This is a genomic window from Arthrobacter sp. AK01 (assembly GCF_021109375.1).
Taxonomy (GTDB): domain Bacteria; phylum Actinomycetota; class Actinomycetes; order Actinomycetales; family Micrococcaceae; genus Arthrobacter.
The window spans coordinates 39,424-60,429 of sequence record NZ_JAJOHP010000003.1; the positions used below are offsets into that span (position 1 = coordinate 39,424).

22 protein-coding genes are annotated in these 21,006 nt (G+C 63.9%); 9 read left to right on the forward strand and 13 right to left on the reverse strand.

Features of this window, described 5'->3' with window-relative positions:
* Nucleotides 1-10: 10 nt before the first annotated feature.
* From LN996_RS01695 to xylA, 5 genes are all read right to left on the reverse strand, one after another.
* Nucleotides 11-718: an L-ribulose-5-phosphate 4-epimerase gene (locus LN996_RS01695; protein WP_231338469.1), complete on the reverse strand. Its 708-nt coding sequence runs from the start codon at nt 716-718 to the stop codon at nt 11-13.
* The gene (gene araB / locus LN996_RS01700) at nt 715-2,436 is read right to left on the reverse strand and encodes a ribulokinase (RefSeq protein WP_231338470.1); all 1,722 of its coding nucleotides are present in this window, start codon (nt 2,434-2,436) and stop codon (nt 715-717) included. Before araB ends, LN996_RS01695 begins: the two co-directional genes overlap by 4 nt.
* Nucleotides 2,437-2,645: 209 nt before the next feature.
* Nucleotides 2,646-3,629, reverse strand: coding sequence for a LacI family DNA-binding transcriptional regulator (locus tag LN996_RS01705; protein WP_231338570.1), 984 nt, complete (start codon nt 3,627-3,629; stop codon nt 2,646-2,648).
* A gap of 69 nt (nt 3,630-3,698) precedes the next feature.
* Nucleotides 3,699-5,129, reverse strand: a complete 1,431-nt coding sequence (locus LN996_RS01710; protein WP_231338471.1) for a xylulokinase — start codon at nt 5,127-5,129, stop codon at nt 3,699-3,701.
* An 89-nt stretch (nt 5,130-5,218) separates the two neighbouring features.
* The gene (gene xylA / locus LN996_RS01715) at nt 5,219-6,406 is read right to left on the reverse strand and encodes a xylose isomerase (protein WP_231338472.1); all 1,188 of its coding nucleotides are present in this window, start codon (nt 6,404-6,406) and stop codon (nt 5,219-5,221) included.
* Between the two features lie 143 nt (nt 6,407-6,549).
* On the opposite strand from xylA, the gene LN996_RS01720 reads away from it, so the two are divergent.
* The gene (locus LN996_RS01720) at nt 6,550-7,755 is read left to right on the forward strand and encodes an ROK family transcriptional regulator (protein WP_231338473.1); all 1,206 of its coding nucleotides are present in this window, start codon (nt 6,550-6,552) and stop codon (nt 7,753-7,755) included.
* A 12-nt stretch (nt 7,756-7,767) separates the two neighbouring features.
* Here LN996_RS01720 and LN996_RS01725 read toward each other — a convergent pair whose 3' ends face one another.
* Entirely contained in the window at nt 7,768-8,034 is a 267-nt protein-coding gene (locus LN996_RS01725) for a hypothetical protein (RefSeq protein ID WP_231338474.1), read from the reverse strand.
* On the opposite strand from LN996_RS01725, the gene LN996_RS01730 reads away from it, so the two are divergent.
* From LN996_RS01730 to LN996_RS01745, 4 genes are all read left to right on the forward strand, one after another.
* A complete protein-coding gene (locus LN996_RS01730) occupies nt 8,024-8,269 on the forward strand; it encodes a hypothetical protein (protein WP_231338475.1) in 246 nt (81 codons plus the stop codon). The genes LN996_RS01725 and LN996_RS01730 overlap by 11 nt on opposite strands.
* Before the next feature lie 90 nt (nt 8,270-8,359).
* Nucleotides 8,360-9,439: a YihY/virulence factor BrkB family protein gene (locus LN996_RS01735; protein WP_231338476.1), complete on the forward strand. Its 1,080-nt coding sequence runs from the start codon at nt 8,360-8,362 to the stop codon at nt 9,437-9,439.
* A gap of 5 nt (nt 9,440-9,444) precedes the next feature.
* On the forward strand, nt 9,445-9,669 hold the full coding sequence (locus tag LN996_RS01740; protein ID WP_231338477.1) for a hypothetical protein: 225 nt from the start codon (nt 9,445-9,447) through the stop codon (nt 9,667-9,669).
* Between the two features lie 78 nt (nt 9,670-9,747).
* Entirely contained in the window at nt 9,748-10,197 is a 450-nt protein-coding gene (locus LN996_RS01745; RefSeq protein WP_231338478.1) for a group II truncated hemoglobin, read from the forward strand.
* 4 nt (nt 10,198-10,201) lie between these two features.
* Here the strand turns inward: LN996_RS01745 and LN996_RS01750 are convergent, their stop codons facing one another.
* From LN996_RS01750 to LN996_RS01765, 4 genes are all read right to left on the reverse strand, one after another.
* Complete coding sequence (locus LN996_RS01750; protein WP_231338479.1) at nt 10,202-10,375, reverse strand: hypothetical protein; 174 nt, start codon at nt 10,373-10,375, stop codon at nt 10,202-10,204.
* A gap of 685 nt (nt 10,376-11,060) precedes the next feature.
* On the reverse strand, nt 11,061-11,903 hold the full coding sequence (locus LN996_RS01755; protein ID WP_231338480.1) for a sugar phosphate isomerase/epimerase: 843 nt from the start codon (nt 11,901-11,903) through the stop codon (nt 11,061-11,063).
* A complete protein-coding gene (locus tag LN996_RS01760) occupies nt 11,900-13,114 on the reverse strand; it encodes a dihydrodipicolinate synthase family protein (RefSeq protein WP_231338481.1) in 1,215 nt (404 codons plus the stop codon). Before LN996_RS01760 ends, LN996_RS01755 begins: the two co-directional genes overlap by 4 nt.
* Complete coding sequence (locus LN996_RS01765) at nt 13,114-14,283, reverse strand: Gfo/Idh/MocA family protein (protein WP_166842176.1); 1,170 nt, start codon at nt 14,281-14,283, stop codon at nt 13,114-13,116. The genes LN996_RS01760 and LN996_RS01765 overlap by 1 nt, the downstream gene beginning before the upstream one ends.
* Nucleotides 14,284-14,479: 196 nt before the next feature.
* On the opposite strand from LN996_RS01765, the gene LN996_RS01770 reads away from it, so the two are divergent.
* Together LN996_RS01770 and LN996_RS01775 are read left to right on the forward strand one after the other, a co-directional pair.
* On the forward strand, nt 14,480-15,517 hold the full coding sequence (locus LN996_RS01770) for a LacI family DNA-binding transcriptional regulator (protein ID WP_231338482.1): 1,038 nt from the start codon (nt 14,480-14,482) through the stop codon (nt 15,515-15,517).
* Complete coding sequence (locus LN996_RS01775) at nt 15,514-16,278, forward strand: alpha/beta hydrolase (protein WP_231338483.1); 765 nt, start codon at nt 15,514-15,516, stop codon at nt 16,276-16,278. The genes LN996_RS01770 and LN996_RS01775 overlap by 4 nt, the downstream gene beginning before the upstream one ends.
* A gap of 12 nt (nt 16,279-16,290) precedes the next feature.
* Here the strand turns inward: LN996_RS01775 and LN996_RS01780 are convergent, their stop codons facing one another.
* Together LN996_RS01780 and LN996_RS01785 are read right to left on the reverse strand one after the other, a co-directional pair.
* On the reverse strand, nt 16,291-17,064 hold the full coding sequence (locus LN996_RS01780; RefSeq protein WP_231338484.1) for a sugar phosphate isomerase/epimerase: 774 nt from the start codon (nt 17,062-17,064) through the stop codon (nt 16,291-16,293).
* Between the two features lie 160 nt (nt 17,065-17,224).
* Nucleotides 17,225-17,581 (reverse strand): metalloregulator ArsR/SmtB family transcription factor, encoded by a 357-nt coding sequence (locus LN996_RS01785; RefSeq protein ID WP_231338485.1) that lies wholly within the window; start codon nt 17,579-17,581, stop codon nt 17,225-17,227.
* A gap of 67 nt (nt 17,582-17,648) precedes the next feature.
* Between LN996_RS01785 and LN996_RS01790 the strand changes: the two genes are divergently transcribed.
* On the forward strand, nt 17,649-18,581 hold the full coding sequence (locus tag LN996_RS01790) for an SDR family oxidoreductase (RefSeq protein ID WP_231338486.1): 933 nt from the start codon (nt 17,649-17,651) through the stop codon (nt 18,579-18,581).
* Here the strand turns inward: LN996_RS01790 and LN996_RS01795 are convergent.
* Entirely contained in the window at nt 18,578-19,432 is an 855-nt protein-coding gene (locus LN996_RS01795) for a LysR substrate-binding domain-containing protein (protein ID WP_024818365.1), read from the reverse strand. The two genes, LN996_RS01790 and LN996_RS01795, sit on opposite strands and share 4 nt — an antisense overlap.
* A 166-nt stretch (nt 19,433-19,598) precedes the next feature.
* Between LN996_RS01795 and LN996_RS01800 the strand changes: the two genes are divergently transcribed.
* Entirely contained in the window at nt 19,599-20,984 is a 1,386-nt protein-coding gene (locus LN996_RS01800; protein WP_231338487.1) for an MFS transporter, read from the forward strand.
* The last annotated feature ends 22 nt before the right edge of the window (nt 20,985-21,006 follow it).

Genomic DNA, 21,006 nt, shown 5'->3' on the forward strand with positions numbered 1-21,006 from the left:
GCGGTCCGCGTCAGCGGCCGTAGACGTTTTGGTATCGGTCGTAGAGCGACTCGATCTTGGCTTGATCAATGGGCAGCGGATTGCCAAGTTGGCGCGAGATGTGGACCGTCCTGGCCACTTCCTCGCACATCACGGCTGCTTTGACGGCTTCGCGGGGGGACTTGCCGATGGTGAACGGGCCGTGGTTCTGCATGAGGACGGCGGGGGAATTGGAGTTCTTCAGCGTCTCCACAATTCCCTGGCCGATCGAGTCGTCCCCAATCAGCGCGAACGGCCCAACAGGGATGGATCCGCCGAACTCGTCACCCATCATGGTCAGGACACAAGGGATCTCTTCGCCGCGGGCAGCCCAGGCAGTGGCGTAGGTGGAGTGCGTGTGGACTACGCCGCCCACCTCGGGCATGTGCCGGTAGACGTAGGCGTGCGCGGCGGTGTCCGAGGATGGTGAGAGGTCCGGGTTGCCCCAGTCCACGGTGCCTGCGCTGCCGGTGTTGGTGCCCCTGACGGGTGTGCCGTAAAGGTCCGTGACCACCATGAGGTCCGGGGTCAGGTCGTCATACGAGACGCCCGATGGCTTGATGACCATGAGATCGTGCCCGGGGATGCGGCCCGAGACGTTGCCCGCCGTCCAGACCACCAGTTCGTAGCGGGTCAGTTCGGCGTGCAGTTCGCAGACTTCCGTGCGGACCCTCGCGATGGATTCCAGGAGGGTGCTCATGCGGAGGCTCCTTCGAGGATGGTGGCCTGCTTCGCCGATCCCTGGATAGCTGCACGTTGGATCGCCTTGAGGCGGTGCATGAGGTTGTTCGTGCCGCGGCCGAAGTAGTCGTGCAAGGTGCGGTATTCCTGGAAGAGGACCTCGTAGGCGGCGACGTTTTCCGGGATTGGCGTGTAGACCGCGCCGGGAGCGGCTGCCATGGACGCGGCGGCTTCCCGGATGTCTTTGTACTTCCCGGCTGCGACTGCTGCGTGGATCGCCGAGCCAAGCGCCGGACCTTGTTCGGATCCGATCGTGGAGAGCTGCAGGCCCGTGATGTCGGCATAGACCTGCATGAGGAACTTGTTCTTCAGCAATCCTCCGGCCACGATGAATTCCTTGACCGGGACTCCGGAATCGCGGAAGGCGTCCACGATGGTGCGCGTGCCGAACGCCGTCGCTTCCAGCAACGCCCGGTACGTGTCCTCGGGCTTGGTGGCCAAGGTCTGGCCCACCACCACTCCGGAAAGTTCGTGGTCCACCAGCACTGAGCGGTTGCCGGAGTGCCAGTCCAGCGCGATAAGGCCGTGCTCACCAATGGTTTGCTTCCCGGCGAGCTCGGTGAGGTACTCGTGGATGCCCAGGCCTTGGTCCTTGGCGGCTTGGTGGTACTCCGGCGGAACGCCGTTCTTGGTGAACCAACCGAAGATATCGCCCACCCCGGACTGTCCGGCCTCATAACCCCAAAGGCCGTCCACGATGCCGCCGTCGACAACGCCGCACATGCCGGGCACTTCGCGGAGGACGTCGCCGTTCATGACATGGCAGGTGGACGTACCCATGATCGCGACCAGTTGGCCGGGTTCGACGGCGTTGGCCGCCGGAGCGGTAACGTGGGCGTCCACATTGCCCACTGCCACGGCGATCCCAGCTGGGAGTCCCGTCCAGGAGGCAGCTTCTTCAGTGAGGTAGCCCGCGGCGTCGCCCAATCGCCCGATGGTATGGTCCAGCTTCTCTGACACGAAGCCCTTGAACCCGGAGTTCAGTGCTGCCAGGAAGTCCTCGGACGGGTACTTTCCGTCCTGGTAGATGCCTTTGTAGCCGGCGGTGCACGCATTGCGGATGTAGTTTCCGCAGAGCTGCCAGACGATCCAGTCGGCTGCCTCGACCCAGTGGTCCATGGCGCCGTAGACCTCAGGGTCCTCCTCCAGGAGCTGCAGCCCCTTGGCGAATTCCCATTCCGAGGAAATCAGGCCGCCGTAGCGGGGAAGCCAGGACTCGCCGCGTTGCTCGGCGAGTTGGTTGATGCGGTCAGCCTGGGGCTGGGCCGCGTGGTGTCGCCAGAGTTTCACGAAGGCGTGCGGCCGGTCCGCGAACCGATCCAGTTCGTTCAGCGGCGTGCCGTCTGCCGTCGTCGGAACCATGGTGCAGGCCGTGAAGTCGGTGGCGATGCCCACCACGTTCTCCGGGTCGATGCCGGCGTCGGCGACGGCGGCCGGTACAGCATTGCGCAGGACATCGCGGTAGTCGTTGGGGACCTGAAGCGCCCAGTCGGCCGGCAGGCGTTGGCCGGTGCCGGGGAGCTTTTCCGTCACGACTGCGTGGGGATAATCGAACACCCCGCTGCCGATTTCGGCACCGTCCGAAACACGCACGACGACGGCGCGCCCGGACAAAGTGCCATAGTCCACGCCGATGACGAACTGCTCATCGAGCGGGAGGTTTTCAGAGGTATTCATGGGGTCTCCATCCGGCTGGCCAGGGCCTCATTGCCGGGGGTCGGGGTGGAAAAGTAAAGAAGGTCTGCTGTAATTGTTAGCGCTCACAACTTTGATGTCAAGAGCTGTTCGCGTGGAATGGGCACTTACGAAGGAAGCGGGCCCCGAACGCTCCCAAGTAGGTCGCAATAGATGCCGTTCTGAGCACTCAAAACGGCATCTGCTGCTACTTAGTCGGCGAGGGGCGCCGTGGTGGAGCGGATGACAAGGCCCGGCGTGACCGTGGCAGCTGAGACGGTGCTGCCGCTCTCCAAACGATCCAGGAGCAAACCGATACAGCGCTGGCCGAGCTCTTCAAAGTCTTGCGCCACCGTAGTCAGCGGAGGAATGAAGTAGGCCGACTCCGGCTGGTCATCAAAGCCCACAACGCTGACGTCTGCCGGCACCTGCACGCCTGTCTCGTTGAACGCGCGCAGGACGCCAAGGGCCATCTGGTCATTGGCTACGAACAGGGCCGTCAGGGAACGGTCCGCTGCGATTTTAAGGCCTTCGCGGTAGCCGCATTCGGCACTCCAGTCGCCCTCGATCAAGGTCCCCGGTTCAAGTCCGGCCTCGGCCAATGCCTCCTGCCAGCCATCAATGCGGGCAGCGGCGTCAATCCAATCGGCCGGCCCGGACAGGTGGCCGATCCGCTGGTGGCCGAGACTCAAGAGGTGTTCGACGGCGAGCTTGGCGCCCTGCTTCTGGTCCACGGTGGCACCTGTGAGGTGCTCATCGCCAATGGACCCGACAGCAACCAATGGCACTTGGGCGGTGATGTCTTTGAGGACATCAAATGTCCCAGGATGGGGAACCGTGACGACGATGCCGTCCACCCCCTGATCCATGAAGTGCGCGATAGCGTCCTTGATGGTCTCCGGGGTAACTTCCCGCAGGCCTGCCACGCTGACGAAGTAGCCCGCATCCCGTGCCGCCTGCTGGACGCCCAGAAGCGTGTGGGACGGCCCGTACTGCGCCATTTCGCTGCCGAGCACTCCGATGGTTTGGGAGCGTCGGGTCACCAGGCTGCGTGCAGCGGTGTTTCGCCGATAACCCAGCTCGGTGATGGCTTGTTCCACACGCTCGCGGGTTTTGGAACTCACGTTGGGGTGGTTGTTCAGGACCCGGGAAACAGTCTGGTGGGAGACCCCTGCCACGCGGGCGACGTCCTCCATGACAGGAGGACGGGCTGGTGCAGATTGATCAGAGCTCACCCTGTCACGATAGAGCACCCGCGGCCATGATCAGCCCATAGCCACCTTGGCGGCGTACTGACGGTATCTCGTCAGGAACGGCGCGGGCCCGGCGACGTCCCCGGGCGTCACATCCACGCCTTCCAATGACCACTCAGGCAGTTGCCCAGTCAGCACGCCGGCAGCCTGTCGTGCAGCGCCGTCAGCAACATATTCCCCGGGGTGGGGTACGAACACCGGTAGTCCAAAGACCGAAGCAGCAACCTGCTGGACGGCCTCCGATTGTGCACCCCCGCCCACCAAGATGATGCGCCGGGCAGCCACGCCTTGGGCTTGCAGCGCGGAGAGACCGTCCGCGAGCGAACCCAGCACGCCCTCCACCGCGGCCCGCGCCAGGTTGGCCGGCGTGTAGTTGGAGACCGTGATGCCGTGGAGCGATCCAGTGGCATCAGGGAGGTTGGGTGTCCGTTCGCCGTCGAAATACGGGACCAGGGTCAGCCCCTCCGCCCCCTCGGGAGCGGATAACGCCAGGGCACCCATTTCCCCCAAATCCACTCCCAGCAACGCGGCCGTGGCATCGAAGATCCGTGTCGCGTTGAGCGTGCAGGCAAGGGGAAGGAAGTTGCCGGTGGCATCTGCGAAGCCGGCTACCAGACCACTGGCATCCCGTGCCGGCACGTCCGACACCGCAAACACGGTCCCGGACGTTCCGATGGAAATGACAACATCCCCGACGGCGGCGCTGACGCCCAGGCCTGCTGCGGCGTTGTCGCCGGCACCGGGGCCGATAAGGGCACCGCCGGGCGTCTTGCCGGCAGCTTCCAAAGGTCCCACGACGACAGGCAGGACCGGAATATGCCCGAGGGTGCTTTCGAGCACCTCCGGCAAGTAGTTGCCACTGCTCGCCGAGAAGTAGCCCGTCCCTGACGCGTCCGACCTGTCGGTGCGGAGGAGCTCCAACGATGCCGGCCCGCTTCCGGGCCCATGACCGGCAAGCCGCCAGGAAAGCCAGTCGTGGGGCAGGCAAACCGCGGCAGTGAGTCGAGCATTCTCCGGTTCGTTCCGGGCCAGCCAGTGGAGTTTTGTGGCAGTCAACGATGCCACCGGTACGGTGCCGGTGCTGGTTGCCCAGTACGCGGCTCCGGCCAGGGCATCGCCGTCACCGGCTTCAAGAATCAATTCCTCGGCGTTCGGCGCGGAGCGGGTGTCGTTCCAGAGCAGGGCTGGGCGTACAACATTCCCGGACTCGTCCAGGCACACCATGCCGTGCTGTTGGCCACCAATGGAAACGGCATCGACGTCGTCCAGCCCGCCTGCCTTTTGGATCGCTTCCTGGAGGGCCGTCCACCAGTGATCAGGGTGTACTTCCGTCCCTTCTGGATGGGGTGCCCTGCCCTGACGCACCAAGGCGCCCGTGACTGAGTCCCGGATAACCACTTTGCACGACTGGGTGGAGCTGTCGATCCCGGCTACGAGAGGCATGCGTTTTGTTCCTTTGGCGAACCGTGGCCGGGCCCTGCAGGGCGAACCTCGCAGAGCCCGGCGATGGGACTGTGGTGGGTGGGAGTGAGTTAGCGGGAGCCGAGCAGGTGCTCGATGGCCAGCTGGTTGAGGCGGACGAAGGCGAATGAACGCTCGGCGGCCTTGTCGGCGTCGAACGTTTCGAACGCGCTGGCGTCAGCCAGCAGGTCCGCAGTGGTCTCACCGGCGTTCAAGGTGGACTCGCCCAATTCGAAGACACCCGACGTGGCGAGGGCTTCCTGGACTTCCGGATCCGCCCGGAAAGCGAGGGCGCGTTCCTTCAGCAACAGGTACATGGACATGTTGGACTTGGCTGATTCCCAGACGCCGTCGTAGCCATCGGTGCGGGACGGCTTGTAGTCGAAGTGGCGCGGGCCGTCGTACCTGGGTCCACCGTTGGGGAAGCCGTTCTCCAGCAGGTCTACCGTGAAGAAGGCACTGGTGAGGTCGCCGTGGCCGAAGACCAGGTCCTGGTCGTACTTGATTCCACGCTGGCCGTTGAGGTCGATGTGGAAGAGCTTGCCGGCCCACAGCGCCTGTGCGATGCCGTGGGTGAAGTTCAGCCCGGCCATCTGCTCGTGGCCGGTCTCCGGGTTGAGGCCCACGATGTCGCCGTGTTCCAGCTGGGCGATGAACGCCAGGCCGTGGCCGACGGTGGGGAGGAAGATGTCGCCGCGGGGTTCGTTCGGCTTGGGTTCAAGGGCGATCCGGAGGTCATAGCCCTTTTCCTTGATGTAACCGGCTGCGGTGTCCACGCCTTCCTTCATGCGGTCCAGCGCGGCCGACAAATCCTTGGAGCCGTCGTATTCGCTGCCTTCACGGCCGCCCCACATTACGAAGGTCTCTGCGCCAAGTTCGGCTGCGAGGTCGATGTTGCGCAGGATCTTGCTCAGGGCGAAGCGACGGATCGAGCGGTCGTTTGACGTGAATCCGCCGTCCTTGAACACCGGGTGGCTGAACAGGTTGGTGGTGACCATCGGGGTCTTCAGGCCGGTCTCAGCCAAAGCCGCCTTGAAGTTCTTGAGGATGAGGTCGCGCTCGGATGCGGTGGCGTCAAAAGGAATCAGGTCATTGTCGTGGAACGTGATGCCATAGGCGCCGAGCTCGCTGAGCTTGTGCACGGCCTCAACCGGGTCCAGGGCCGGGCGGGTGGCAACACCGAAGGGGTCGGCGCCGGTCCAGCCGACGGTCCAAAGGCCAAAGGTGAAGCGGTCCTGTGGGGTGGGCTGCGGGGTCATTTTGCTCCTTTGCAAAGCACTGGGGGAGGAAGGCCAAGAAAAACCCTCCAATTAGTTTTCAATCTGAACTATATGGTGGATGATGGATCATGGTCAATGGAAGCCAGCAATAATTCTTCGAATCCGCAGGGAGTCCCACGCCAGTGAACGAGTCAACAGCGCCCGGCCGCGTCGGCGATGTCCGCCGTCGAAATCTTTCGCTGGTCCTGGACTCCATTGCCCGGACCGGCGATGCCAAGCCCAGCCGCGCGCAACTTGCCGCCGGTACGGGACTGACCAAGGCGGCAGTGTCCAGCCTGGTGGCCGACCTCGTAGAGTCGGGGCTGGTTTCGGAGGTGGGCCTTTACCGCGACGGGGAGCGGGGGCGGCCTGGCCAAGGGCTCGAACTCAGCTCACGCCGGGGTGTCATTGGCATGGAGATCAACGTCGACTACCTGGCTGTAGGGCTGGTGGACCTTGGAGGCAACCTTCGGTTCCATTCATCGGTGGAGTCTCGAAACCGGGGATTGGCGCCCGAAAAGGTCATGCAACGCCTGGGGGGCTTGGCTGCCGAAGCGAAGGCCGCTGCGGCGGCCGAAAAAATCGCCATCATGGGTGGCGGACTGGCGGTGCCGGGACTGGTGGACGGGCAGCGCAATCTGGTGCTCTCCGCCCCGAACCTCCATTGGGAGAATGTGCAACTGCATCCACGGTCACTGCTGGAAGGCGCTCCGCTCGGCGTCCGGCTGTCCAACGAGGCCAACAGTGCAGCCTTGGGCGAACTTTGGTACGGAGGCGGGAGGCCTGACTTCCTCTACGTCTCGGGCGAAGTGGGCGTTGGTGGTGGAGTCATCATCGGCTCCGAGCTTTACACGGGACCAGGAGGCTCGGCTGGCGAACTGGGCCACATCGTGGTGCACCCGGAGGGCCCGGCCTGTTCCTGCGGTGGGGCCGGGTGCCTGGAGACTTTTGCCGGCCAGGAAGCCATTTTCGAAGCGGCCGGAATCCCGGAAGGTTCGCTGGGCGAGCGCACGGAACTACTGCTTGCGGCCTTGGCCGTGCAGGATCCGGGGGCTACCAAGGCAGTTCACGACGCCGGACGGTACTTGGGTGTCGCGCTCGCCTCTTCTGCCCGGTTGATGGATATTGAAGCAGTGGTCCTCGGTGGGCATTTCGCCCTGCTGGCGGAGTGGCTCAGGCCGGCGTTGCTGGCAAGCCTGGAGCGTTATGCGCCGGGGTTGTTGGAGCCGGGCAACCTGACAGTGTCCGGCCTCGAGCATTCGGGCACGCTCCTCGGCGCTGCCGGCCAGGTGATTCGTTCCGTCATTGAGTCGCCTTTTGAGTTTCTGTTGGCGAGCAAACTGGCCTAGTGCCGTCAGCGCTCAGCCGCGGCCGGCGCTGGAATCCCGGTGGACCATCAGCGCCTCCATGCCATCCAAGTACCGCTCCAGGGCGAATCCGAGTTCATCTCCCGCTTCTTCCATGACGGCGAGTTCGGGGTCGCTGAACAGCCCGAGGACCTCTTTGTGCGTTTCGGGGTCAAGGAGTTGGAACAGCAGGCCCACATAGGCTTCGAAAGCGGCCGGGGAATCGTTGTCGGCCACATCGAGCTCCATTCGGGTGCTCGAACGGACCAGGTTGGCCAGCATCACGATTTTCCTTCCTTACGTCAGCAGCGCCTTCGTGCGGCCGGAAACCATGCCGTCCTGGTTGCGGGGCTTCGCTGAGCACCAGCCATTCACGCCGGTCACCGAGGCGTTGCGGGCTTTCCTGCTGGGCGGGGATGCAGGAGCTTCCGGGTGGCTCGCTGCAGCGTGGTGCCTTGGCCCCGGTTTCGCTGGATGGGTGGGTTCCGCGATAGTGTTCCGGGGTCGCAGGCTATAAATCGGTGTGGGCCTTTCGATTAATTCATCAGTATGCTTACTATTGATGGATCAGTTGTTCGCGCAAACCATCCCCACGAACGAGTGCCCCATGACTACACAAGACTCAGCCCAGACCAGCACGGCCAAATCGCAGACCGCTCCGTCCCCTGAAGATTCGCGTAAACCTGACAGCCCAAACGACCTCGCGAAGCCCACCTGGGTGTACATCGCCAAGCGGACCCTGCGCGAATTCATCAAGGATCAATGTCCGGACGCGGCGGCTGGCCTCACCTACTACGCTGTCCTTGCCCTCTTCCCGGCACTCCTGGCGTTGGTTTCACTGCTGGGAATCTTCGGGGACGCGGGGAAGACTACGTCGGCCCTCCTGGACATGGCTCAGCAGTTCGCGCCGGGCCCGGGCGTTGACACGCTGCGGCAGCCCATCGAGGAACTCACCCAATCCAATGCGGCCGGCTTTGCGCTGGTCTTCGGCATCATCGTGGCGCTGTGGTCAGCCTCCGGCTATGTCACCGCATTCAGCCGCGCCATGAACCGTGTCTACGAAGTGGACGAGGGCCGCGGCTTCATCAAACTCCGTGGAACGATGCTCGCCGTAACAGTTGTCGCCGTCGTCGGTGCCGCGCTCGCAGCGGCCATGCTGGTTTTGAGCGGCCCTGTGGCGGAGGCGATTGGCGGCGCAATCGGCTTGTCGGAGGCGTTCATGACTGTCTGGAACATCGCCAAGTGGCCGGTCCTCATTGTCGTCGTGGTGGCCATCATCGCTGTGCTCTACTACTTCACGCCCAACGTCAAACAGCCCAAGTTCCGCTGGATGAGCATGGGTTCGCTCATTGCGCTGGTAATTTTCGCCCTGGCATCGCTTGGTTTCGGCTTCTATGTGGCGAACTTCAGCAATTACAACAAGACATACGGTGCCCTCGCGGGCGTCATCATCATGCTGCTGTGGCTCTGGATCTTGAATATGTCCTTGCTGTTCGGCGCGGAATTCGACGCCGAGATGGAGCGGGGACGCCAATTGCAGGGCGGCATTGAGGCCGAAGAGACCATCCAATTGCCCCCGCGAGACACCAAGAAGAGCGACAAAATGCAGGAAAAAGAAGACGAAGTCATTCGGGACGGCGAGGAAATCCGCGAGACCCACGGCGACGAACCGCGCAAGGGCAAGTAGCCGGAATGGATATCCCAGCAAGGGGTGGCATCACCCGCAAGGCCAAGCTCAAGTCCATCAAGAACGGCGACACGGTGCAGATCCAAGGTGAAATCTTTCAGGTCAGCGCCGTGCTGCCACAGGACGGCTCGCGGAACATCAGCCTGGAACTTCAGGCGCACGACGGCGGGTCAGTCACCTTTATTGGTCTGCCGAAGGCCCGCGTGCAGCTCGCTGCCCGAGCTTCCTGAGCCTGCGCGGACTTCCTCAGCCCGCTGGCCCGTCCCTCGGCACTTCACGCCCGGCCGTCGTCGTGGCATCGTTTCAGCATGGAGACGGTGTATGAGGCGTCCGGTGGAAGCGACTATTTCCTGGCGCTGGCCGCTGCATGGCATGTCAGGGTGGTGGCGGACGAGGTGGTGGGGCACGCGTTCCGGCACGGCGTTCACCCCGAGCACACGCAGCGACTGGCCGCCTACTGGAGCGAGGCCCTGGGCGGCCCACCGCTGTACTCGGGCGCCTACGGTGACGAAACATCCGTGGTGAGGATGCACAGTGGAAACGGTCCCCATGAAGAGATGAACCTCCGGGCCATTGAGTGCTTCGATCAGGCGTTGGCGGACGTCGGCCCAGAGGATGCCCGACTCCGCGGAATACTTCACGATTACTTTGCCTGGGCCACTACCAACACCATGGCCCGCTACGAACGCTCAGCAGATGATGTCCCTCCAGGACTGCTGATTCCCAAGTGGTCCTGGGGTGGACTCGTCGCCGCGTGACAGCTCAGGCTTCGGCTGGGAAGCCTTGGTCGGCGTCGTCCCACCAGCCCTCCCAAGCGCTGGAGGTCAGGCGCTCGGTGGCGAAAACAGGGGCGTGCTCGGGGCTGGAATCACCGGTGGGGCCGCTGTGGCTGCCGCTGGCGTCGAGGAAAAAGGTCAGGGTCTTCAAGAGCATCATAGTGGTGTCCCTTCAATGGTTTCGTGGACGTCTTTGTCCAGGTAAAACCAATGTAAGTGGCCATTGTTTCCTCGCGTCGACGCAATGTTTCAGCTTTGTACCACTTATCTCACCTGCGCATTCGAGGACGTACAGCTGACACAAACAGGGTGTACCGCCACCACCTACTTTGGAAGCCACGGCCCCCGCGACACACCCACAATGCGGCGTGTCAGGCCGGTTCGGAAATCAAAGTGGGTGTCAGCCGTACGCCCAGGCCAGCCAGCCCTGTGAAACGCCCCCCGGCGGCACGGGGGGGCCGCCGTCGTCGAGCCTGTTCCCTCTGCCGGGACGGGACGGCACCGCGCAAGTCCGTTGAGCCCCAGAAGCCGAAGCAAGCCACGGAAATCCGGGTGTCATCGGCATTGAGCGGCGGTGAGGCCGAAGACAGGGCGCGGCTAAGCGATGCTGCAAACAGGGTGTACCGCCACCACCTACTTTGGAAGCCACGGCCCCTGCGACACACCCACAATGCGGCGTGTCAGGCCGGTTCGGAAATCAAAGTGGGTGTCAGCCGTACGCCCTGCCAAGACGGACATACAACCAGGACACAAAAGCGGGCCCCTGCCGTGACCTTGGCAGGGACCCGCTGGTTTTGGAGTGATCCTCCCGCGGAGCTTAGGGCATCCGCGGGAGGATCACGTTGTTAGGCGAACGGGAGGACGAGCTCCGCGTAGCGCTGCTTCATGGTCTCCAGAACGGTGTCGCCATCTGCGTCCCAGATTTCCTGGTTGAAGATTTCAACCTCGATGTCGCCCTTGTATCCGGCGTCCCTGACCCAGGTGCCGATGGTCGCGAAGTCGATGACGCCGTCGCCCATCATGCCGCGGGACAACAGCGCGTCCGCGGCGATCGGCAGGTTGAAGTCGCATACCTGGTAGGAGGCAATGCGGTCTTCGCGACCGGCGCGGTCGATCTGGGCCTTCAGTTCCGGATCCCACCAGACGTGGAAAGTGTCGACGGCGACGCCAACAGCCTTTGCGTCGTACGGCGCGGCGAGATCGAGTGCCTGGCCGAGGGTGGAGATGAGTGCGCGGTCTGCTGCGTACATCGGGTGCAGCGGTTCCAGCACCAGGCGCACACCGTTCTCGGAAGCGAACGGAACCAGTTCCTCGAGCCGGTCGGCGACGCGCTGGCGGGCAGCGACGACGTCCTTCTCACCGGGAGCGAGTCCACCGACCACCAGGAACAGTTCCTGCGTGTCCAGGGCTACTGCTTCACGGACGGCCTCGAAGTTGTCGGCCAGCGCAGCGGCCTGTCCCTCGGCGTCGGCTGCCGTAAGGAATCCACCGCGGCACAGGGACGAAACCCGAAGGCCGGCGTCCTTGATCAGCTTGGCTGCCTTGTCCAGGCCGGCCTCGGCAACACGGTCACGCCAAGGCCCGATTGCGGGGATACCGGCACGGGCACAACCATCCACGGCTTCAGCAAGCGTCCACTTCTTGGTGGTGGCGCTGTTCAGCGAAAGCCGGGAGAAGTCCGCGCTCATGCGCCTACCCCGTTGATCCGCAGGAAGTCCGACATCCTGAAGGCTGCCAGCGACGGATCCTTCAGCAGGCCGGCCTGATCGGCCAGTTCGAAGGTCTTGGCCAGGTGCAGGACGGAACGGCCGGAGTGCAGGCCACCCACCATCTGGAAACCGGGCTGCTTGCCGTTGAGCCAGGACATGAACGCGATACCGGTCTTGTAGTAGAACGTCGGAGCGCTGAAGATGTGCTTTCCGAGCTCACGGGTGGAGTCCAGGATGGCGCGTCCTTCGGCGCCTTGGCCGGCGTCGTACTTCTGCAACGCCACCGAAGCGGCCGGGTAGATCGCCGCGAAGATGCCCAGCAGGGCGTCCGAGTGGTGGGTTTCGTCGCCGTCGATCAGCTCCGGGTAATTGAAGTCGTCGCCTGTGTAGAGGCGGACGCCCGACGGCAAAGCGGCGCGGAGGGCGACCTCATGCGAGGCGTCCAACAGCGAAACCTTCACGCCGTCAACCTTGTCCGAGTGCTCGCGGATGAGGCTGAGGAACGTTTCCGTAGCGACAGAGACGTCGTCGGAACCCCAATAGCCGGCCAGCGCGGGGTCGAACATGGTGCCGAGCCAGTGCAGGATGACGGGCTGGTCAACTTCCTGCAGGAGCGTCGAGTAGACGTGCAGGTAGTCGTCGGCGCCGTTGGCAACCTTGGCCAGCGCGCGGGAGGCCATGAGGATGACCTTGGGGCCGGCTTCGCTGACGACGGCGATCTGCTCACGGTAGGCGTCGATGACGGCCTGGATACCGGCCGCACCCTCGGGAAGCGTGGCGATGTCCAACTGATCAGTGCCTGCGCCGCAGGATACGAGGTCGCGGACGGATTTGCCTGCCGTCGCCGCGTTGCTGCCAGCCACGACGGAAGCGGCCTCGGCACCCGTGCGCTTGATGAGCTGCTGGGTGGCTGCCCAGTCAAGGCCCATACCGCGCTGTGCTGTGTCCATGGCATCGGCCACGCCCAAACCGTAGGACCACAGCTCGTGCCGGTACGCCAGGGTGGCATCCCAGTCGAGCTGCGCCGGAGCGCCGGGTGTGTTGTCGGCGGCGACCTCAGGGATGACGTGCGCAGCGGCGTAAGCGCGGCGGGCGGTCAGTGGTGCGGTCGGCTTGACCCACGCAGTGGCGGGCTGAAGGCGGTACTCGCGGGTGCCGCCGTCGTCGGTGGGAAGAATGAGTGACGTCATTAGAGGGTGATCTCCGGGATGTCGATGGTGCGGCGCTCGGCCGAGGACTGGAGGCCAAGCTCGGCCAGCTGCACGCCGCGGGCGGCGGAGAGCAGGCCAAAGCGGTGCTCGCGACCGGCGACGACGTCGCGCAGGAATTCTTCCCACTGCAGCTTGAAGCCGTTGTCCAGTTCAGCGTTGGCGGGGACTTCCTGCCACTGGCTGCGGAAGGATTCCGTGACGGGCAGGTCCGGGTTCCAGACGGGCTTCGGGGTGTGGGCGCGCTGCTGCGCAACGCACTTGTTCAAGCCGGCGACGGCGGAACCGTGCGTGCCGTCGATCTGGAACTCAACCAGTTCGTCGCGGTAGACGCGGACGGCCCAGGAGGAGTTGATCTGGCCGATGACGTCGTCGCCGCCCGGGGTTTCGAGCTCGAAGATGCCGTAGGAAGCGTCGTCCGCGGTGGCCTTGTATTCCTTGCCGGCCTCGTCCCAACGTGCGGGGATGTGCGTGGCGGTCTTGGCGTTGACGCTCTTGACCTTGCCGATGATGCCTTCGAGGACGTAGTTCCAGTGGCAGAACATGTCCGTGGTCATTCCACCGCCGTCTTCCTTGCGGTAGTTCCAGGACGGACGCTGTGCAGCCTGGACATCGCCTTCGAAGACCCAGTAGCCGAATTCGCCACGGATGGAGAGGATGCGGCCGAAGAAGCCTTCGTCCACCAGGCGGCGGAGCTTGACCAGGCCCGGGAGGTAGAGCTTGTCGTGCACGACGCCTGCGGTGACGCCGGCTTCCTTGCCGATCTGCGCGAGTTCGATTGCCTCTTCGAGGGTCTCAGCCGTGGGCTTCTCGGTGAAGATGTGCTTGCCGGCGCGCATGGCCTTCTTCAACGTGGCGGCACGGAGGCTGGTCATGGAAGCGTCGAAGATGATGTCCACGGTGGGATCGGCGATGACTGCGTCCAGGTCGGTGGTCCATTCGGAGACCTTGTGGAGCTCGGCGAGCTCGCGGATCTTGGCTTCGTTACGGCCGACGAGGATGGGCTCAACCTGAACCTTGGTGCCGTCTTCCAGAGTGAAGCCGCCGGCGTCGCGAATGGGGAGGATGGACCGCAGCAGGTGCTGGCGGTAGCCCATACGGCCGGTGATGCCGTTCATGGCGATGCGGATCGTCTTTGTTTCGAAGCCCATGTTTTCTCCAGTGCCTTGTGTGCCGGTCGCTCTGCGGATACCGGTGTTTGACGTTTCATGTGGGAAAGCGCATTCCCGTTGCATTCGATCATGCACTATGGCGCGCCGGATTGGCAAGCGCTTTCCCAAAACTCTCGGAAGACTGACATAATTTCCTTAGCGCCAGTCCCGACGCTTGCAGAAAAGGAGGGCCCACGTGGCCGCCAGCACACTGAGTGAAGTTGCCCGTTTGGCCGGGGTTTCCCTGGCCACTGCCTCCCGGGTACTCAACGGCTCCACCCGTAAGCCGGCGGAGGACATTGCCGAGCGGGTCCGCGAGGCCGCCGACAAGCTGGGCTATGTTCCCAATGCGCAGGCACAGGCGCTCGCAAAGTCGAGTTCGGGCTTGATCGGCCTCATTGTCCACGACATCGCCGATCCCTACTTCTCCGCTATTGCCCGCGGCGTCCAGGAAGCGGCCCGCCAGCAGAACCGCATGGTTCTCCTGGCCAGCACGTCCGGTGCTCCGGCGGATGAAAAAGAGGCCGTGGCAGCGTTCGCCGCCCGTCGCGCAGACTCGATCGTCATTGCCGGTTCACGTTCGGTACGGACCGAGGATAAGCAAGGAAATACTGAGCTGGCCGCAGAGCTGGACCGCTACTGCCGCAATGGTGGGCACGTGGGGGTGGTTGGTCACCCGGTTGTTGGTGTCTCCACGGAGGAGGGTTACCACGTGGTGAAAGTCCCCAACGAGGAACTCTCTGCCGGCCTTGCCGCTGAATTGGCAGCCGCGCACGAAGGTGCGTTCCTGATCGTCGCCGGCCCTGAAGGCCTGTACACCTCAGATGATCGGGTCCGCGGCTTCCAACGAGGGCTCGCGGATGCCGGCAGGCCGCAGGCTGAGGTTATCCGCACCGGCTTCAACCGTGCCGGAGGGTACGAGGCCGGCCTGGCGCTTGCGGACCGGATCAAGGCATCAAAGGAGCGGCTCTGCATCTTCGCCGTCAATGACGTCATGGCCATTGGAGTCACTGCCGCCCTTCGACCGGAGGGCGTGTGGATTCCCCGCGACGCCACCATCGCCGGCTTTGATGACATCGAAACCCTGCGCGATTTCCGCCCGGCCCTCTCCACCGTGCACCTGCCGCTTGAAGACATTGGACGGCTCGCTGCAGGCGATCCCGATACTCCTCCCGTCAGCGGTGCGGTCAAGCTCCGCCGCAGCACTGAAACTCCGGTTGAATCGCAGGTATGACACCACGGCGCGGACAGGCGCCCCGGGCGCTCACGGTGATTCCCGCCGTCGGACATTCCGGTGTGGCGGGGCCTTCCACTGAAGCGGCGCCCGCCGTCCTGGTCCTTCCCGGCGGAGGCTACGCCAAAACGGCCGACCACGAAGCGGAGCCGGTGGCTGAATGGCTTGCCTCACTGGGGATCCATGCGTTCGTCCTGCGATATCCGGTGGCTCCGGACAGGCATCCGGCGCCGCTCGCCGCCGCGAAACAGGCCATGTTGTGGATTCGTCGTGGTGACCATGGCCTGAACCTTGACCCATCGCGCGTAGGCGTCCTGGGCTTTTCGGCTGGCGGACACGTGGCGTCAACGTTGTCCGTCGGGGTGTCCACCGGCGACCCCTCACTGGACGTTGCAGGGGCCCTGCCGAACCTCAGTGTCCTCTGCTATCCCGTGATTTCGTTTGTGGACTCGGTGCATCAGGGGTCCGTGGACAATCTTGCCGGAGCAGGCGCCAGGCCGGAGGTACTGCGGGAGCTGTCAACGGATCTGCACGTTACCCCTGCCACGCCGCCCGCTTTCCTCTGGCACACTGCTGACGACCACTCGGTCCCGGTCGGCCACAGCCTCGCCTATGCCGGCGCGCTCAGTCGGGCCGGGGTCCCGGTGGAACTGCACGTCTTCCCGCACGGCGTCCACGGTATTGGTCTGGCTTCGGGAACGGCCGGCGCTGATCAGTGGACTGGACTGTGCGCCGCTTGGCTCAGCCGAATGTGGGCTTAATCCTCGTCCCGCTTAGTCCTCGCCGAGGGTGATGGTGTGGAGGAAGGAGGCGTCGTTGATGACGTTGTCCGGAAGGTCGTCCTCGACGAACTCCAGCATGATGTCCATGTCCTTGCCGTTGCCCCGCAGGACGTCCGTGACGGTCTGCCACAACAATTTCCGGTTCCGCAGCGGGAAGCGTTCGGCAACGGGCCCCCAGGAGAAGCAGTGGACGCCCACCACGTGGGGGAGTACTTCGTGGAGGGACTCAAGCGCCTGCTGGTCTGAAAGTCCGACGGCGGGCTGCCAGTAGGTGCCGACGTTGGCGTGGTTCACCCGGGTCAGTAGCTCCAGGGTGGTGGCGGGGGAGTCGGTGAGGGTGTTGCCGTGATACTCAAACGCGATGGAGACGCCACGGGCGGCTGCGAGATCCGCAATCCGCTGCGTGTCCCTCACCACTGCGTCCCAGTGTTCCTGGCTGGCGCCCGCCGACCCGAGTTCCCCGGCCCACACCCGGATTCTCGGAGCACCGAGGCCTGTGGCCAGGTCCAGGACATGATCGAAATCCCCGAAGGCTCCGCACCTGTAGTACGAGCCCATGGAGAGGACCGTGAGTCCCGCGGCATGCGTAGCGGCCTTGGCAAGACCGGCGGATTCCGCGTCGCTGACGTGGACATCGGTGCCCCACTCGATGCCGGCAAGGCCGGCGTCGGAGGAAATTCGCACGACGTCGTCGATCCCGTGGGAGCGGAGAGTCACGGAACAGATGCCAGGCGTGAGGTCAGCCAGCGTGGTGAGGTCGATCATGCTTACAGGATACTGGGAATGCGCTTACCCGGTAAGTGCGTATCGCCTGCTGAACAGAAATGAACGCCACTATCTACGGATTGATCCAGTAGCGACGGATCGGCTCAGCGATACCCAGGTCCGGACTGAAATATTGGGCGAGCGTACTAGGGCCGTCGGTTCAGGCTTCAGATGTCCTGGCCGTTTTCGGCGTCCTGGTTGAGGGGCGGGATGGATTCCGCTTCCGGACTTCCCGCAATACGATCTGCTCGGGACACACCGTGGAAAGGAAGTCTCCCACCGACAGGGCCAGGCGCTCACCCACGAGCGAGTAGAGAATACGGTTGGCGTCCCGCCGTTCCGCGACCAGGCCGGCCTGGCGCAGCACGCTCAAGTGTCGGGAAATGGTGGGTCCGGTGGCGTTGAATCGCGCAGCTATCTCACCCGCAGCCAACTCGCCGTCCTTGAGGTCTTGGAGTATTTGCCGCCTGGTGGGGTGCGCCAACGCTGCGAAGATATCCGATGCTGCATCTGCCATGTTTGCAATATAGCACAATTGCTATATACAGTTTAGCTTAATTGCTAATAAGCGAAGGAGCTAGATCATGCGTGTGGCTATTACCGGCGGTACCGGCTTTGTAGGGCGTCACCTCGCGGAACGACTCAATAGGCCGGATACCGTCATCATTTCGCGTCGGACAGGGACCGCAATCACCGACGTCGAAGCCTTAACGGAGGCCTTCGCAGGTTGCGACGCCGTAGCTCACTGCGCGGGGATCAACCGGGAGATCGGTGACCAGACCTTCCAGCGGGTTCACGTTGAAGGCACCCGCGCCGTCATTGAAGCTGCCCGGCGGGCGGGCGTCCAAAGAATCGTCATGCTGAGCTTCCTTCGCGCCCGTCCGGATTGTGGCTCCGCCTATCACGAGACCAAATGGGCCGCCGAGGAACTCCTGCGGCAGTCGGGCATCGAGCACACGATTCTCAAGGCGGGGATGATCTACGGCAAGGGAGACCATATGGTGGACCATGTGACCCGCGCGGTGCGCAGCTTCCCGGTTTTCGCAACGGTCGGATATCGGGAGCGCACTGTTCGACCCATACCGGTGGAAGAGGCCGTCAACACCCTGATCGCCGCCCTCGAAGGTCGCGTGCCCACCCCGACCGTCGCGGTTGTCGGAGCCGAAGAGCTCGAACTTGGAGCGGCTGTCCGCAGGATCGCCCGGATGGCGGGTGGCCATCCTGTTTACGTCCGAGCCCCCATCTGGTCAATTCGCGCGCTGGCGCAGCTGACAGAGTGGACCATGGCGGTGCCCCTCGTCGCCAAAGCCCAGGCGCAGATGCTCGCCGAGGGGGTCAGTGAGCCTTTACCGTATGCGCCGTGGCTTCCCGCGGAGCTGCGTCCCAGTCTTCCTTTCGACGACGAACGCATCCGGGCCGCCGTACCGGAAGGCCGCTTCGCTTCGGACGATCTTCGGGTAGTGAGGTGGTGGAACGGGCGCATGGACCGCAGGCGGTCAAGCCGCCCGGTCCACTAGTTCGACTTACTGAGCGTCCTGCCCATGATGGCCTGCGTCAGGGCGTCGATCACCTCGGCGTTGGCCAGCGGATTCCGGATCAGCGTGAAGTCCACGTCGCCCACCGGCGGCAGCCCGAATCGCTGGGTGATGACCTTCAGGTCCTCGGGTACCAGCGATGCCGGCATGACGGCGACTCCAATCCCGGCCCGGACGGCCGCCAGCACTCCACTGATCTGTTTGGTGCTGCAGGTGATCCGCCATGTCCGGCCCTCCGCTTCCAGAGCATCGATGGCGAGCTTCCGGCTCAAACTCGGTGCCGGGTACGCAATCAGAGGCACAGGCGCGCCCGGTTCCAGCACGGTCTGCTCGACGCCCACCCAAGCGAAGTTGTCGTGCCGGACCACCGTGCCCTCCTTGGCGCCGGCCACCCATTTCACGAACACCAGGTCCAGTTGACCGGCGTTGAGCCGCTTATACAGCTGATCGCTTTGGCTGACAGTGAGCTCAAGGTTGATCTGCGGGTACAGCTGCCGGAACTCGCGGAGAATCCGGGGGAGGCCCGTGATGGCGAGGTCGTCTGCGGTGCCAAAACGGAGCCGTCCGCGCATGGCCGAGCCGGAAAAATACCGGGCAGCGGAATCGTGGGCAGCAAGGATGCTGCGGGCAAAACCGGCCATTGCATCACCGTTGTCCGTCAACCTGACTTCGCGGGTATCACGGGCCACCAGCACCCGTTTGGCGGCGGCTTCCAGCTTGCGGACGTGCTGGCTGACGGTGGGCTGGGCCAGCCCAAGGCGCTCAGCAGCTTTGGTGAAACTCAGGGTTTCCGCGACGGCCAAAAAGGAACGGAGCTGGACAGGTTCGAACACGGAACTCCTAAAGCGCAGGTCAGCGCCGGGCCGGAGTACTACGCCGATGAAGAGGGCTCATTGCATTCCGCAATGCTAGTTATAGGCGCAATACGCTTCCATAATTGCTGCTGGCAACCATAGCGTTAAACGTATCCCACCGAAACTCTCGATCCGAGGACTACTTTTGGCACCCCCACCGCCTTCAGCGGCAAACGTCAGCCAGCCCGTCATCGATTCCCTGTCCGCCCCTCCGGCTCCGGACACCGTCACCCAGCCACTCGCCGTCGTGAGTGAAAAGCTGCCCTGGCGTCACACTTTCATCTCGCTGAAGGTCCCCAACTTCAGGATTTTCGCGATCGGCCACTTCATTGCCGTGATCGCCATCTGGATGCAGCGCATCGCCCAGGACTGGATGGTGCTCCAGCTGTCCGGTTCCGTCACCGCCGTCGGCATTACCGTGGCGCTGCAGTTCATGCCTTCACTGTTCCTGGGTCCGTGGGGCGGCATGATTGCCGACCGTTTTGCCAAGCGCAAGATCCTCATCATCTGCCAATCGGCGGCAGCTGTGCTGGCAGCCCTGTTGGCAGTGCTTTCCTTGAGCGGCCGCGTCGAAGTGTGGCACGTCTACGTCATCGCACTTGCCCTGGGCTTCGTGACGGTCCTGGACCAGCCGGCCCGCCAGGTCTTCGTCAACGAACTCGTCGGCCCCAAGTACCTGCGGAACGCCATCAGCGTGAACTCCACAACCTTCCAGCTGGGAGGCTTGATCGGTCCGGCGCTTGCCGGCGTACTTCTGACGGCTGTGGGCGCCGGATGGGCTTTCGCCGCGAACGCGGTGGCATGCTGCTCCACTGTGGCCATGCTGCTGATCCTCCGCAAGGACCAGTTGCACCTCAGCCAGCCGACACCCCGCAAGAAGGGGATGCTGCGTGAGGGCCTCAATTATGCGCTCAGCAAGCCCACTATCTACTGGCCGTGGCTCATGGCCGGCTTCGTTGCAGTTTTCGCGATGAGCCTGCCAGTGCTGCTGGCCGCCTTTGCAGACCACGTGTACGACGCCGGCGCCGGAGGCTACGGCCTCCTCAACGCCATGGTCGCGCTCGGTGCACTCGCGGGAGCAGTTGCGTCCACCCGGCGTCGTCAGCTTCGGTTGCGCTCGGTGGTGACGTCGGCGGGGTTGTACGGGCTCATGCTCTGCGCGTCGTCTCTGATGCCGTCCATGGTGTGGTTCAGCGTCACCATGGTCCTCGCCGGATTCTGGTGCCTCATGTTCCTCACCGCGGCCAACCAAATGGTGCAGACCAGTTCCAACATGAGCATCCGCGGCCGTGTCATGAGCCTTTACCTCGTAGTGCTCATTGGTGGCCAAGCCATTGGTGGTCCCATGATGGGTTGGTTGGCAGAGCACTTTGGTCCGCACCTTGCTGTCCTGATCTCCGGTGGCGTGCCGGCCATCGCAGCTGCGGTGGTCGCCGTGGTCCTGGCCCGGAAGTCCTCCCTCCACCTCAAGGTGGACCTGCGTGACAGGCGGCGGGTACTGCGGATCGTGGACCGGGCGCAGGCGGCCTAGACACAGACAGCGCCCGCGGAGG

Excerpts from the sequence above, each read along its gene's own strand:
- LN996_RS01695 (WP_231338469.1), bottom strand. The coding sequence starts at position 718 with ATGAGCACCCTCCTGGAATCCATCGCGAGGGTCCGCACGGAAGTCTGC.
- araB (WP_231338470.1), bottom strand. The coding sequence starts at position 2,436 with ATGAATACCTCTGAAAACCTCCCGCTCGATGAGCAGTTCGTCATCGGC.
- LN996_RS01705 (WP_231338570.1), bottom strand. The coding sequence starts at position 3,629 with ATGGAGGACGTCGCCCGCGTGGCAGGGGTCTCCCACCAGACTGTTTCC.
- LN996_RS01710 (WP_231338471.1), bottom strand. The coding sequence starts at position 5,129 with ATGCCTCTCGTAGCCGGGATCGACAGCTCCACCCAGTCGTGCAAAGTG.
- xylA (WP_231338472.1), bottom strand. The coding sequence starts at position 6,406 with ATGACCCCGCAGCCCACCCCACAGGACCGCTTCACCTTTGGCCTTTGG.
- LN996_RS01725 (WP_231338474.1), bottom strand. The coding sequence starts at position 8,034 with ATGCTGGCCAACCTGGTCCGTTCGAGCACCCGAATGGAGCTCGATGTG.
- LN996_RS01735 (WP_231338476.1), top strand. The coding sequence starts at position 8,360 with ATGACTACACAAGACTCAGCCCAGACCAGCACGGCCAAATCGCAGACC.
- LN996_RS01740 (WP_231338477.1), top strand. The coding sequence starts at position 9,445 with ATGGATATCCCAGCAAGGGGTGGCATCACCCGCAAGGCCAAGCTCAAG.
- LN996_RS01745 (WP_231338478.1), top strand. The coding sequence starts at position 9,748 with ATGGAGACGGTGTATGAGGCGTCCGGTGGAAGCGACTATTTCCTGGCG.
- LN996_RS01750 (WP_231338479.1), bottom strand. The coding sequence starts at position 10,375 with ATGATGCTCTTGAAGACCCTGACCTTTTTCCTCGACGCCAGCGGCAGC.
- LN996_RS01755 (WP_231338480.1), bottom strand. The coding sequence starts at position 11,903 with ATGAGCGCGGACTTCTCCCGGCTTTCGCTGAACAGCGCCACCACCAAG.
- LN996_RS01760 (WP_231338481.1), bottom strand. The coding sequence starts at position 13,114 with ATGACGTCACTCATTCTTCCCACCGACGACGGCGGCACCCGCGAGTAC.
- LN996_RS01765 (WP_166842176.1), bottom strand. The coding sequence starts at position 14,283 with ATGGGCTTCGAAACAAAGACGATCCGCATCGCCATGAACGGCATCACC.
- LN996_RS01775 (WP_231338483.1), top strand. The coding sequence starts at position 15,514 with ATGACACCACGGCGCGGACAGGCGCCCCGGGCGCTCACGGTGATTCCC.
- LN996_RS01780 (WP_231338484.1), bottom strand. The coding sequence starts at position 17,064 with ATGATCGACCTCACCACGCTGGCTGACCTCACGCCTGGCATCTGTTCC.
- LN996_RS01785 (WP_231338485.1), bottom strand. The coding sequence starts at position 17,581 with ATGGCAGATGCAGCATCGGATATCTTCGCAGCGTTGGCGCACCCCACC.
- LN996_RS01790 (WP_231338486.1), top strand. The coding sequence starts at position 17,649 with ATGCGTGTGGCTATTACCGGCGGTACCGGCTTTGTAGGGCGTCACCTC.